Here is a 13,378-nt window from a genome sequence, read left to right on the forward strand (position 1 = left end):
GGCTGTGGGAACCCGCGCGGCGGCATGGTGAGGCGACAACGGCTCGACCGCGCAAGGGGGGTTGCCTCGACACACGGCAGCCACCATGACGGGCATCGTGTGGAGGGTGTGAAGAAGGGGCCGCCGGCCCTATCGCATTCGCTTGCTCACGAGACTGCTCCCTCGAGGACCAGGACCCCAGGGGCACAAGGGGTCCGCGCTTGCCGCGGACCTCACTGCCCACGGCCTGGTCTTCACCCGGGGCACCCCGCCACGGACGGAGGGTTGCCGGACAGCGGGCCGGGGCCGAAGTCGCTGTCACTCATGACCTGCGCAGAACCTATGCCACGCGATCGCGCCGGCGCAACCGCGGTCCGGCATACGGACGTCGGTGGCCCGGTCGTTCGGGGCCGCTCGCCGTCGCGGCGGAACCGAAGGACCGGGCCAAAGTCGGGGACGCCGCGCGCCGCGGGTGCGTCACGCGTTGCTGGCGCGCACCCAGCGCTCCAGCACCTGCCTGGCAGCGCCCGAGTCGATGGACTCGGCGGCCCGGTCGATACCGGCGCGAATCTGGTCGGTGAGCGGCGCGTCCGTCGGGTCGAGCGCCGCCAGGGCCGCCGCCGAGTTGAGCAGGACCGCATCGCGGACCGGGCCGGTCTCGCCGGCCAGCAGCCTGCGGGCCACATCGGCGTTGTACGAGGCGTCGGCACCGCGCAGCGCCTCGACCGGCACCAGATCGATACCGACGTCCCGCGGGTCGAAGGACTCCGCGCGTACGGCGCCGTCGCGGACCACCCACACCCGCGAGGTGGCGGTGGTGGTCAGCTCGTCCAGGCCGTCGTCGCCGCGGAACACGAGCGCGGAGGAGCCGCGTTCGGCGAGCACCCCGGCGACGATGGGGGCCATGCGCGCGTCGGCCACGCCGGTGGCCTGGGCGTGGACCTTGGCGGGGTTGGTGAGCGGGCCGAGGAAGTTGAAGGTGGTACGGATCCCGAGCTCCCGCCGGGCCGGCGCCACATGCCGCAGCGACGGGTGGAACTTCACCGCGAAGCAGAAGGTGATCCCCGCCTCGGCGGCGACCTCGGCGACCCGTCGCGGGGTCAGCTCCAGATTGACGCCGAGCTTCTCCAGCACGTCCGAGGCGCCGCTGGCCGACGAAGCGGCACGGTTGCCGTGCTTCACGACCCTGGCGCCCGTACCGGCCACCACGATCGACGACATGGTGGAGATGTTGACGGTCTTGGCACCGTCGCCGCCGGTGCCGACGATGTCCACGCTCGGACCCGGCACATCGATCAGGTTGGCGTGCTCGTACATGGCCCGTACGAGCCCGGTGATCTCCTCGACCGTCTCGCCCTTGGCGCGCAGCGCCACCGCGAAGCCCGCGATCTGGGCGTCGGTGGCCTCGCCGCGCATGATGCGGTCCATGGCCCAGGCGGTGTCGTCGGCGGTCAGATCGGCACCGATCAGCAGTGTGTCCAGTACACGCGGCCAGGTGCGGGCCGCCACGCTGTCGCCGCCTGCCGGGGTCACAACGTTCATGGTCCGCTCCTGGGGTCCACAGCCGAATGGGAACAGGTCCACCCTATCCATCCCCGGGTACGGCGAAGAGCCCCGTCCATCGGATGGACGGGGCTCTCCCCCAGCTACCGCTGGGAGGTGCCTCCAGCTGTGGCGATCAGCTATGAGCGATCAGGCGGAGATCAGTGGTGGCCGTGGCCGCTGGTGATCTCCCGGTATTCCTCGGCGGTCGGCTTGGGAATCTGGTTCCCCTCGCCGAAGTAGCCCTTGCTGAGCTTGGCCCGCAGCTTCTGGGAGAGCGGGATCTTGCGCTCGACACCGTTCTCGTCGACCGTCGGGCCGATCTCGATCGGCTCGTACTGGTCGTGCGCGGTGAGCGAGTGCAGCTTGGCCTGCGAGAGCGGCTCGTGGATCTCGACGAACTCACCGTGCGGCAGACGCTTGATGATGCCGGTCTCGCGACCGTGCAGCACCTTGTCGCGGTCCCGGCGCTGGAGGCCCATGCAGATCCGCTTGGTGATGATGAACGCCAGGAGCGGACCGACGATGAAGAAGATCCGGACGAACCAGGTGATCGCGTTGATCGACAGGTGGAAGTGGGTCGCCCAGAGGTCGTTTCCACCACCGACCAGCATGATCAGGTACATCGTCACCCAGGCCACACCGAACGCGGTACGGGTCGGCGCGTTGCGCGGCCGGTCCGCGATGTGGTGCTCACGCTTGTCACCGGTGAGCCAGGCCTCGAAGAACGGGTACAGCGCGAAGATCACCAGCAGCAGGCCGAAGAGCACCAGCGGGATGAACACGCCCAGGACCAGCGTGTGGCCCCAGAGGTTGACCTCCCAGCCCGGCATGAAGCGGATCAGACCCTCGGCGAAGCCCATGTACCAGTCGGGCTGGGCGCCGGTGGACACCTGGTCCGCCCGGTACGGGCCGATCGCCCAGATCGGGTTGATCTGCGCAATCGCGGAGATGGCCGCGATCATGCCGAAGACCAGGAAGAAGAAGCCTCCGGCCTTCGCCATGTAGATCGGCAGCAGCGGCATGCCGACGACGTTCTTGTTGGTCCGGCCCGGACCCGCGAACTGCGTGTGCTTGTGGAAGAACACCAGGATCAGGTGCGCCACCAGCAGACCGAGCATGATGCCCGGCAGCAGCAGGATGTGGATCGAGTAGAACCGGGCCACGAAGTCCGTACCGGGGAACTCGCCGCCGAACAGGAACATCGAGATGTACGTGCCGACGACCGGCATGGACAGGATCGCGCCCTGCGTGAAGCGGACACCGGTACCGGAGAGCAGGTCGTCCGGGAGCGAGTAGCCGGTGAAACCGGTGAACATGCCCAGGACGAACAGCAGGAAGCCGAACAGCCAGTTGATCTCGCGCGGCTTGCGGAAGGCGCCCGTGAAGAAGACGCGCATCATGTGCACGAACATGCCGGCGAGGAAGAGCAGCGCGGCCCAGTGGTGGATCTGCCGGATCAGCAGACCACCGCGGACATCGAAGCTGATCTCCAGAGTCGAGGCGTACGCCTCGGACATCATGATGCCCTGCATCGGCTCGTACGAGCCGTGGTAGGTCACCTCGTTCATCGACGGGTGGAAGAACAGCGTCAGATACACACCCGTGAGGATGATGATGATGAAGCTGTAGAGCGCGACCTCACCCAGCATGAAGGACCAGTGGTCCGGGAAGATCTTGCGCATGTTGGCCTTGGCCAGGCCGTAGATGCCCAGCCGGCCGTCCGCCCAGTCGGCGACCCGCTCACCGGCGGGTGCTTTGCGGCGACTCTCGTTGGTCGTGGTGGTGCTCATCCGCGCTCCCAGAAGGCAGGACCGACGGGCTCTTCGAAGTCGCCGAGCGCCTCGAGGTAACCCTCGTCATTCACGCCGATCCGCAGCTGCGGAAGAGCGTGACCGGCCGGACCGAAGATGACGCGGGCGCCGTCGGAAAGGTCGAAGGTGGACTGGTGGCACGGGCAGAGCACGTGGTGCGTCTGCTGCTCGTACAGGCTGATCGGGCAGCCCACGTGGGTGCAGATCTTCGAGTACGCCACGATGCCGTCGTGCGACCACTCGAGCTCGCGCTTGTCCTTGATGTCCTTCGGCTGAATGCGGACGATCATCAGGGCGGCCTTGGCGATCTGGTTCTGGAAGTCGTGAGCGTGCTCTTCCAGGCCCTCGGGGATCGCGAAGGTCAGCGAACCGACGGCCACGTCCTCGGGACGCAGCGGCTGGTGGGTGTTCTGGTTGATGAGCAGCTTGCCCTTGGACCACATGGTGTGGCGGAGCTTGTCCTCCGGAAGCGGGCCCAGGTCGCGCAGCAGCACCACACCGGAGAGCGGCACCATGGCCATCGCGCCGAACATGGTGTTGCGGAGCAGCTTGCGCCGGCCGAAGCCGGACTCCTCGGCACCGGCCGCGAAGTCGGCCATGACCTTGGCCTTGACCTCGGGCGTGGCCTCGATCGGGTGACGCTCGTCGGCGACCTCCACATCGGACATCAGGGTGCGGGCCCAGTGGACCGCGCCCGCGCCGATGCAGAAGAGGGCCAGGCCCAGCGTCAGACCGAGCGCGAAGTTGAGCGCGCTCACGTGTCCGATCGGGAAGATGTAGACGATCTTGTCGACCGGGAGGATCACGTAGGACGCGATGAAGCCGATCGTCGCCAGCATCGACACCGTGAAGAGCAGGGCGACCGTACGCTCGGAGCGCTTGGCGGCCCGCTCGTCGATGTCCTGGACACGGGGCTTGTGGGGCGGCAGCCCCGGGTCGGCGAAGGGGTCTTCCTTCGCGACGGCTACCGCGACGTGCGCGGCGCCCTGCTCGCTCGGCAGGGTCTCTTCGGGAATGTCTTGGCTACTCATGACTTCTTGGCCTTAGCGGTGTGGGCCGCGACCCAGACGGCGAGGACGATCAGCGCGCCCAGACCGAAGATCCAGGCGAACAGACCCTCGGTGACCGGACCGAGACCGCCGAGCGTCAGGCCGCCCGGGTTCGGGGAGTCCTCGCTGTTCACGGCCTTGACGTACGCGATGATGTCCTTCTTCTGCTGCTCCGGCATCGTCGTGTCGGGGAAGGACGGCATGTTCTGCGGGCCGGTCTGCATGGCCTCGTAGATGTGCTTCTCGCTCACGCCTTCGAGGCTCGGGGCGTACTTGCCGTTGGTCAGCGCGCCGCCCTCGCCGGTGAAGTTGTGGCACTGGGCGCAGTTGGTACGGAACAGCTCGCCACCGTTGGCGGCGTCCGCACCCGCAGGGCTGTACTGCTTCGTCGTCGGCGTGATCGGGCCGGCGCCGAGAGAGGCCACGTACGCGGCCAGCTGGTCGATCTCGTCCTGCGTGTAGATGACCTTCTTGCGCGGGACCTGGGCGCCCGGCTGCTGCGCGGGCATCCGGCCGGTGCCGACCTGGAAGTCGACGGCGGCGGAGCCGACGCCGACCAGGGACGGGCCGTCAGTGGTGCCCTGACCGCCGGTTCCGTGGCAGCTGGCGCAGCCGACGGAGTAGAGCTTCTTGCCCTCCTCGATGGCGAGGGACTGGGCGGTGTCATCGGCCTGCGCCTTGTCCGCAGGCGCGAACGCGGCGTACAGCCCCCCAGTGGCCGCCAGCGCGAGGAGTAGGACGACGAACGCCGCCAGCGGATGGCGTCGTCGTGCGGAGAGCTTTTTCACGGATTACCCCGGTGTCAGGATCTTCTGCGTCGATGCTTCTGGATATGGCTCGGGTTCGAGCCCGATTACTTGATCAGGTAGATCGTGGCGAAGAGGCCGATCCAGACGACATCGACGAAGTGCCAGTAGTAGGACACGACGATGGCGGCGGTTGCCTGCTCGTGGGTGAACCTCTTGGCCGCGTACGTCCTGCCGAGGACCAGCAGGAAGGCGATGAGGCCGCCCGTCACGTGCAGGCCGTGGAAGCCGGTGGTCAGGTAGAACACCGAGCCGTACGGATCGGACGAGAGCGAGAGGCCCTCGTGCTTCACCAGCTCGGTGTACTCGAACACCTGGCCACCGATGAAGATCGCACCCATCACGAACGTGATGATGAACCACGTCCTGAGCTTCTTCACATCGCCCCGCTCCGCGGCGAAGACGCCGAGCTGGCAGGTGAGGGAGGAGAGCACCAGGATCGTGGTGTTGGTCGCCGAGAACGGGAGGTTCAGGGCATCGGCCTGACTCGCCCAGTAATCGGCACCCATCACCGATCGGAGGGTGAAGTACATCGCGAAGAGGGCCGCGAAGAACATCAGCTCGGAACTCAGCCAGATGATGGTTCCGACGCTGGTGAGGTTCGGCCGATTGACCGACGGGTGCGCGTGCCCGGTTTCTACTGTCGTTGCTGTCGCCACGACCGACATTATGTCGGGCGCTTATCTCGCCCTCACCCTGGGGGGTGCCGTTCGGTGTGTCAGTGCCCTCTGCCCAGCCCGAACGGCCCATCGGGAAGCGGTGCTTACCGGTGTTGACGCGCTGTCGGGAGGAGTAGCATCCGCCGCATCGGTTCACTACCGCCAGACACACTTGTCACGGAGGAACAATGCAGCCGACCGCCACCGTGCTGGTCTACAGCAACGACGCGAACACCCGCGAGCAGGTCAGACTGGCGGGTGGCCGCAGGCCCTCGGCGGACGTGCCGCCGGTGGAGTACGTGGAGTGCGCGACGCTGCCCGCCGTCCTGAAGGAACTGGAGCACGGCGGCATCGACGTCTGCGTACTGGACGGCGAGGCCACGCCGGCGGGCGGTATGGGCGTGTGCCGGCAGATCAAGGACGAGATCTTCCGCTGCCCGCCGGTACTGGTGCTCATCGGGCGGCCTCAGGACGCCTGGTTGGCGACCTGGAGCCGCGCGGACGCCGCCGTGACCCTGCCGGTGGACCCGGTGGAGTTCGCGGAGTCGCTGGCCGCGCTGCTGCGCACGCGGCTCAACAACGGCCCCGTACCCGCGAGCGCCTGACCTGCGGACGCCTGGCGAGTGAGCCGAAGGGGGCGCGGCTCCACGCGCCGGAGGCGCATATCGGCACTCCGAAAGGGAGCGGGGGCACCTCCGGGGACCTCTGGGGGCACCTCTGGGGGCACCTCCGGGGGCACCTCTGGGGGCACCTCCGGGGGCACCTCTGGGGGCACCTCCCAGCGGTAGCTGGGGGAGGTAGCTGGGGGAGGTAGCTGGGGGAGGTAGCTAGTAGCCGGGGGAGGCAGCCGGGGCAGGTGGCCGGGGGAGCGCGCAGGGTCCCGAGGGCTCGTGCCGATCCGCGGCTGCGCCGTGTGAGGGATCCGAGGCTGCATCGATGTGCGGCTCCGCCGCGTGGACGACCGTCGGCAGAGGCTTGAGCGTTCCCGGAGGTGAACCGGGCCTCTGGAAGAATCAGACCTGCGGACGCAGCCTCGCCGTGTCGGTGGGGCCGCTGTCCAGCATGCCGGTCAGCAGGGCGCTGCCGTTGCGCCACTTGTCCCAGGTCAGGTTCCAGTCGCCGAAGCCGTTGCCGAAGGGCTGCATGGCCGATCCGAGGCTCCCGACGACCTCCACGATGTCACCCTTGCGTATGGTGTCGTAGAACCAGGACGCGTTGGCGGTGCTCATGCCCGTACAGCCGTGGCTGACGTTCGCAAAGCCCTGCGAGCCGACCGACCAGGGCGCCGCGTGGACGTATTCACCACTCCAGGTGACCCGGGTCGCGTAGTAGACGGGCAGGTCGTACGCGTCGTCGCTGCCCTCGGGGATGCCGACGGTGCTGCCGCGCATCCGGACGAAGTACTCCTTGCCCAGCACCACCTTGATGCCGTTGCGAGTGGCGAAACCCGGCTTCCCGGTTGTCACCGGAATGGTCTTTATCACTTCGCCGTTGCGTTTGACGGTCATCCGGTGGGCCGCGGCGTCGGTGAGGGCCTCGATCCGGTCGCCGATGGCCAGCGAGAGCGGCGCCGAGTTGCCTCCGTAGAGCCCCTTCCCGACCTTTATGCCCTTGAGGTTGCTGTGCACCCGGACGACGGTCCCGGCCGGCCAGTAGTCCTTCGGGCGGTAGTGCAGATTCTTGCCGTCCACCCAGTGCCAGGATCCCTCGACCGCGGGCTCGGATTCGACTCTCAGGGCCCGCTCGACCACGGCTCTCGCCGCCTTGTCCTCGACAGCGGCCCCAAGTTCGGCCGTAACGGGCTGTCCGACGCCATAGGTGCCCTTCTCAGGGCCGAACGTGACCTTCAGGACCTTCTGGGTGGCGGCGGTCTCGAACGTCAGCGTGCGGGCGCCTGGTGCGCCGTCCTCGTTCTCGGTGCTGACCCTGACCGTGTAACGCGTACCCGCCGCCATCGGCGCGGTGTTGTGCCAGCGGGAGCCGTCCGCCGAGAGTTCACCGGCCAGCCGGCGGCCGTCCTCGTCGACGGCGGTCACATCGGTTATGCGGACCCCGTCGTCCTTGACGGTTATCTCCAACGGCTTGTCCGGGTCCGCCTTCCCCTTCCCCGGGTCGTTGAAGGCGATCTGGCCAGTGGCGTCGTAGGGCTTCTCGGCGAGGGGACTGCCGCCGTCACCGAGGCACGCCGTCGCGCCGGCGCCGAGGGACATGACCAGAAGAGTGCAGCTCAGTACGGTGCGAAGTGGCGTGTGGTTCATGACCACACGCTATGAAGCTTCGTCAGCAGCGGCGCGCCCAAGGGCTGCAAACGAGTGGGCCCGGGTTCCCCCGTACGGGGGAACCCGGGCCCATTCCGAGCACTTCGGGTGCTACTGGTTCTGGTTCTCGCCTCGGTAGTACTCGAAGACCCAGCCCCAGATGCCGAGCATGATCAGCGGCGCCGCGAAGTAGATCAGCCACCAGCCGATCGCGACGGCCAGGAAGGCGAAGGCTCCACCGATCGCCAGCGCCAGCGGCTGCCAGCTGTGCGGGGAGAAGAAGCCCAGCTCACCGGCGTCGTCCGCGACATCGGCGTCCTTGTCGTCCTGCGCACCCGCGTCGACCCGCCGGGCCGTGAAGGCCAGGTAGTAGCCGACCATGATGCACAGACCGAAGGCCAGGAAGAGTGCCGTGGTACCGGCCGGCTCCTTCGCCCACACGCCATAGGTAACCGCGATGGCGAGGATGAAGATGCTCAGCCAGATGAACATCTTGCCCTGGATCTTCACTTGCCGGCCTCCTTGCCACCGGACAGGACCTTGTCACCGTGACCGGCGACGAGCTCGTCGAGCGCGGCGATCTCCGGGTGGTGCAGGTCGAACGCCGGGGATTCCGAACGGATCCGCGGCAGGGTGAGGAAGTTGTGCCGCGGCGGCGGGCAGGACGTCGCCCACTCGAGCGAACGGCCGTAGCCCCACGGGTCGTCGACCTCGATCTTCTTGCCGTACCTGGCGGTCTTCCAGATGTTGTAGAAGAACGGCAGCATCGACATGCCGAGCAGGAACGAGCTGATCGTCGAGACCGTGTTCAGCGCAGTGAAGCCGTCGGCGGCGAGGTAGTCCGCGTAACGGCGCGGCATGCCCTCGGCACCCAGCCAGTGCTGCACCAGGAACGTGCCGTGGAAGCCGACGAACAGCGTCCAGAAGGTGATCTTGCCGAGGCGCTCGTCCAGCATCTTGCCCGTGAACTTCGGCCACCAGAAGTGGAATCCGGCGAACATCGCGAAGACCACGGTGCCGAAGACGACGTAGTGGAAGTGCGCGACCACGAAGTACGAGTCGGAGACGTGGAAGTCCAGCGGGGGCGCGGCCAGGATGACACCGGTCAGACCACCGAAGGTGAAGGTGATCAGGAAGCCGATGGTCCACAGCATCGGGGTCTCGAAGGACAGTGACCCCTTCCACATGGTGCCGATCCAGTTGAAGAACTTCACACCGGTCGGTACCGCGATCAGGAAGGTCATGAAGGAGAAGAACGGCAACAGCACACCGCCGGTGACGTACATGTGGTGCGCCCACACCGTCACGGACAGACCGGCGATCGCGATGGTCGCGCCGACCAGGCCCATGTAACCGAACATCGGCTTACGGCTGAAGACCGGGATGATCTCCGAGATGATGCCGAAGAACGGCAGGGCGATGATGTACACCTCTGGGTGTCCGAAGAACCAGAAGAGGTGCTGCCACAGCAGGGCGCCACCGTTGGACGCGTCGAAGACGTGCGCACCGAACTTGCGGTCCGCCTCCAGCGCGAAGAGCGCGGCGGCCAGCACCGGGAAGGCCAGCAGGACCAGCACACCGGTCAGCAGCACGTTCCACACGAAGATCGGCATGCGGAACATCGTCATGCCCGGAGCGCGCATGCAGATGATCGTGGTGATGAAGTTGACCGAGCCGAGGATCGTACCGAAGCCGGAGAAGGCCAGACCCATGATCCACATGTCGGCGCCGACACCCGGCGAGCGGACCGCGTCCGACAGCGGGGAGTAGGCGAACCAGCCGAAGTCGGCCGCACCCTGCGGGGTGAGGAAGCCGGCCACCGCGATCAGCGAGCCGAAGAGGTACAGCCAGTACGCGAACATGTTCAGCCGCGGGAACGCCACATCGGGCGCGCCGATCTGCAGCGGCATGATCCAGTTCGCGAATCCGGCGAACAGCGGCGTCGCGAACATCAGCAGCATGATCGTGCCGTGCATCGTGAACGCCTGGTTGAACTGCTCGTTCGACATGATCTGCGTGCCCGGACGGGCCAGCTCGGCGCGCATGAAGAGCGCCATCAGGCCGCCGATGCAGAAGAACGCGAACGACGTGACCAGATAGAGCGTGCCGATCGTCTTGTGGTCGGTGGTGGTCAGCCACTTCACGACGACGTTACCCGGCTGCCTGCGCCGTACCGGCAGTTCGTCCTCGTACGAGGCCTCCACTGCCGCGGCACCCTGAGGTTCGTTGAGGATGCTCACAGTTTGCTCGTCTCGTGGTTCTTGGCGGGCTCGGACTGCGGAATACCCGCCGGCACGAAGCCGGTCTGGCCCTTGTCCGCCAGCTCCTTGAGGTACTCCTGGTAGCGCTCCGGGGAGACGACCTTCACGTTGAAGAGCATTCGGGAGTGGTCGACGCCGCAGAGCTCTGCGCACTTGCCCAGGAAGGTGCCCTCCTGGGTCGCAGTCACCTCGAAGGCGTTGGTGTGGCCCGGGATGACGTCCTGCTTGAACAGGAACGGAACCACCCAGAAGGAGTGGATGACATCGCGGGACGTCAGGACGAAGCGGACCTTCTCACCCTTGGGCAGCACCAGGGTCGGGCCCGGGTTGCCGGTCTGCGGGTTCTTGGTGCCGGGGATGCCCACCTCGTACACGCCGTTGGCGTTGGGCGGGAACTCCTTCTTGAGCCGGTCCGGAATCGCGGCGAGCTCCTTGCTCGTCTTCGCGTTCTCGGTGCCGGCACCGGGGACGTTCTCGATGTAGTTGAAGCCCCAGCTCCACTGGTAGCCGACCACGTTGATGGTGTGGGCCGGCTTGGGAGAGAGGGCGATCAGCTTCGCCTCGTCACGTGCGGTGAAGTAGAACAGCACCGAGACGATGATGAGCGGAACCACCGTGTACAGGGCCTCGATGGGCATGTTGTACCGGGTCTGCCGAGGGACCTCGACCTTGGTGCGACTGCGCCGGTGGAAGAACACACTCCACAGGATCAGGCCCCAGACCAGGAAGCCTGTCGCAAGTGCGGCCGCCCACGAACCCTGCCAGAGGGAGAGGATGACCGGCGCCTCCTCGGTGACGGGGGTGGGCATTCCGAGGCGGGGGAAGTCTTCCCAGTTATACGAGCAACCAGTAGCGGTCGCCAGGACCAGGCCCGCAGTCAGCGCCTGCAGCAGCTTCCGCCGCATCGGGCGCCGCGGCGAGCGGTCGGAGCCGTTGGGACTCACGTAGCGCCTTCCCGAGAGTCTCGCCCGCAGGTCGGCTGCGGCCGTCTCGCTGGTCGGTCGCCGGCCCTGACGCGGGCAGGGGTTTGGATGTTTATGCGGACCAAACCCTACTGGACGCTATTTGGGGGCGCGCGGGGAGGGTGCCCAACGCGCCGCCCGACTCCCCGAAGGGGTGGAACACCGGGGAAAAGGCGGTAGAAACACGGCGGAATCGCCTCGTTCAGCAGTCATCTGACGGCCTTTCCCCGACGAGGGGGGCGGGCTTGGGCCGGACGGGCACGCCACCACCGGGAAGAAGCAGGGGCACCCCTGGGGGCACCCCCAGCGGTAGCTGGGGGAGGTAGCTGGGGGAGGTAGCTGGGGGAGGTAGCTGGGGGAGGTAGCTGGGGGAGGTAGCTGGGGGAGGTAGCTGGGGGAGGTAGCTGGGGGAGGTAGCTGGGGGAGGTAGCTCGGGGAGGTAGCTCGGGGAGGTAGCTCGGGAAGCGCAGGTCACCAGCGCTGTGCCGGCATCCGGCTCCGCCGGCCCCCTGGCGGGGTCGGCCGTCAGCAGTGACCGGCCCGCCCCGGAGGCGAACCGCCCGAAAGGACGGCGCTAGCGTGGCTGTGTGCCTTACTTCGACGCCGCATCCTCCGCTCCACTGCACCCCGTCGCGCGGCAGGCCCTCCAGGCCGCCCTCGACGAGGGCTGGGCCGACCCCGCCCGGCTCTACCGCGAAGGGCGGCGGGCCCGGCTGCTGCTGGACGCGGCCCGCGAAGCGGCCGCAGAGGCGGTGGGCTGCCGGCCCGACGAGCTGGTGTTCACCACGTCCGGCACGCGGGCGGTGCACTCCGGGATGGCCGGTGCGCTGGCCGGGCGACGGCGGGTCGGACGTCACCTGATCGTGTCCTCCGTGGAGCACTCCTCCGTACTTCATGCCGCCGGTACGCATGAAGCGGAGGGCGGCAAGGTGACCGAGGTGCCGGTGGAGCGCACCGGGCGCGTGTCCGTCACCGGGTACGCGGAAGCACTCCGCCCCGACACCGCGCTGGCCTGCCTCCAGTCCGCCAACCACGAAGTGGGCACGGAACAGCCGGTCGCCGAAGTGGCGGACGCATGCCGGGCGGCTGGGGTGCCGTTGCTGGTCGACGCGGCGCAGTCGCTGGGCTGGGGGCCGGTGCCGGGCGGCTGGTCGCTGCTCACCGCGAGCGCCCACAAGTGGGGCGGGCCGTCGGGGGTCGGACTGCTGGCCGTGCGGAAGGGGGTCCGGTACGCGCCGCAAGGCCCCGCGGACGAGCGGGAGTCGGGGCGGGCGGCCGGCTTCGAGAACATCCCGGCCATCGTCGCCGCCGCGGCCTCCCTGCGGGCGGTACGCGCGGAGGCGGAGACGGAGGCGCTCCGGCTGCGCGGCCTGGTGGACCGTATCCGGGCGCGGGTTCCCGAGGCCGTGCCGGATGTCGAGGTCGTGGGAGACGCGGTGCGGAGGCTGCCCCACCTGGTGACCTTCTCGTGTCTCTATGCCGACGGAGAGACCGTGCTGCACGAGCTGGACCGCGCCGGTTTCTCCGTTTCATCCGGTTCATCCTGTACGAGCAGCACGCTGACCCCGAGCCATGTGCTGCGCGCGATGGGTGTGCTGTCCGAGGGCAATGTGCGGGTGTCGCTGCCGCTGGGCACGGGCGAGGAGGACGTGGACCGCTTCCTCGAGGTACTACCGGGGGTCGTCGCCGGGGTGCGCGAGCGCCTGGGCGCACCCGCGGCCTCGCCCGTCCGGGCCGCGGACGACTCGCTGATCGTCGACGCTCTGGGCAAGCGGTGCCCGATCCCGGTGATCGAGCTCGCGAAGGTCTTCGGTGACGTGCCGGTGGGCGGGATCGTGACGGTGCTGTCAGACGACGAGGCCGCGCGGCTCGACATCCCGGCGTGGTGCGAGATGCGCGGCCAGGAGTACGTGGGCGAGCGCCCGGTGGAGGGCGGCACGGCGTACGAGGTCCGACGCGTGGCATGACGACGGGTCCGCCGAGCCGAGCGCGACGCCCACCGTCAGGCTGACCGGAGTGTCCGTCCTCAAACTCCCCCAGGACGTGCT

At 67.9% G+C, this 13,378-nt stretch carries 11 protein-coding genes and 1 riboswitch; of the genes, 2 read left to right on the forward strand and 9 right to left on the reverse strand.

Features of this window, described 5'->3' with window-relative positions; all coding sequences use genetic code 11:
• Positions 1-191: 191 nt before the first annotated feature.
• Positions 192-309: riboswitch (SAM riboswitch) on the reverse strand.
• 147 nt (positions 310-456) lie between these two features.
• From trpD to ctaE, 5 genes are all read right to left on the reverse strand, one after another.
• Positions 457-1,521 carry an anthranilate phosphoribosyltransferase gene (gene trpD / locus ABD858_RS08625; protein WP_345035623.1) on the reverse strand — a complete coding sequence of 355 codons (1,065 nt, stop codon included), beginning with the start codon at positions 1,519-1,521 and terminating at the stop codon, positions 457-459.
• Positions 1,522-1,682: 161 nt separating this feature from the next.
• A complete protein-coding gene (qcrB, locus tag ABD858_RS08630) occupies positions 1,683-3,314 on the reverse strand; it encodes a cytochrome bc1 complex cytochrome b subunit (protein WP_345035624.1) in 1,632 nt (543 codons plus the stop codon).
• A complete protein-coding gene (gene qcrA, locus ABD858_RS08635; RefSeq protein ID WP_345035626.1) occupies positions 3,311-4,366 on the reverse strand; it encodes a cytochrome bc1 complex Rieske iron-sulfur subunit in 1,056 nt (351 codons plus the stop codon). The genes qcrB and qcrA overlap by 4 nt, the downstream gene beginning before the upstream one ends.
• Positions 4,363-5,172, reverse strand: coding sequence for a cytochrome bc1 complex diheme cytochrome c subunit (gene qcrC, locus ABD858_RS08640; protein WP_345035627.1), 810 nt, complete (start codon positions 5,170-5,172; stop codon positions 4,363-4,365). Before qcrC ends, qcrA begins: the two co-directional genes overlap by 4 nt.
• 65 nt (positions 5,173-5,237) lie before the next feature.
• A complete protein-coding gene (gene ctaE / locus ABD858_RS08645) occupies positions 5,238-5,858 on the reverse strand; it encodes an aa3-type cytochrome oxidase subunit III (protein ID WP_345035628.1) in 621 nt (206 codons plus the stop codon).
• A 179-nt stretch (positions 5,859-6,037) separates the two neighbouring features.
• Between ctaE and ABD858_RS08650 the strand changes: the two genes are divergently transcribed.
• Positions 6,038-6,454, forward strand: a complete 417-nt coding sequence (locus tag ABD858_RS08650) for a response regulator transcription factor (protein WP_345035630.1) — start codon at positions 6,038-6,040, stop codon at positions 6,452-6,454.
• Positions 6,455-6,862: 408 nt separating this feature from the next.
• On the opposite strand, the gene ABD858_RS08655 is transcribed toward ABD858_RS08650, so the two are convergent.
• The 4 genes from ABD858_RS08655 to ctaC all read right to left on the reverse strand — a co-directional run bounded on the left by ABD858_RS08655 (position 6,863) and on the right by ctaC (position 11,312).
• Positions 6,863-8,107, reverse strand: a complete 1,245-nt coding sequence (locus ABD858_RS08655) for a L,D-transpeptidase (RefSeq protein WP_345035631.1) — start codon at positions 8,105-8,107, stop codon at positions 6,863-6,865.
• 111 nt (positions 8,108-8,218) lie between these two features.
• Positions 8,219-8,617, reverse strand: coding sequence for a cytochrome c oxidase subunit 4 (locus ABD858_RS08660; RefSeq protein ID WP_345035632.1), 399 nt, complete (start codon positions 8,615-8,617; stop codon positions 8,219-8,221).
• Positions 8,614-10,347 (reverse strand): aa3-type cytochrome oxidase subunit I, encoded by a 1,734-nt coding sequence (ctaD, locus tag ABD858_RS08665; protein ID WP_345035633.1) that lies wholly within the window; start codon positions 10,345-10,347, stop codon positions 8,614-8,616. The genes ABD858_RS08660 and ctaD overlap by 4 nt, the downstream gene beginning before the upstream one ends.
• On the reverse strand, positions 10,344-11,312 hold the full coding sequence (gene ctaC, locus ABD858_RS08670) for an aa3-type cytochrome oxidase subunit II (protein ID WP_345035634.1): 969 nt from the start codon (positions 11,310-11,312) through the stop codon (positions 10,344-10,346). Before ctaC ends, ctaD begins: the two co-directional genes overlap by 4 nt.
• A gap of 605 nt (positions 11,313-11,917) precedes the next feature.
• Here ctaC and ABD858_RS08675 point away from each other — a divergent pair.
• A complete protein-coding gene (locus ABD858_RS08675) occupies positions 11,918-13,297 on the forward strand; it encodes a cysteine desulfurase/sulfurtransferase TusA family protein (RefSeq protein ID WP_345035636.1) in 1,380 nt (459 codons plus the stop codon).
• The last annotated feature ends 81 nt before the right edge of the window (positions 13,298-13,378 follow it).

It is taken from the genome of Streptomyces sannanensis, from assembly GCF_039536205.1.
In the GTDB taxonomy this organism is placed as follows: Bacteria; Actinomycetota; Actinomycetes; order Streptomycetales; family Streptomycetaceae; genus Streptomyces; species Streptomyces sannanensis.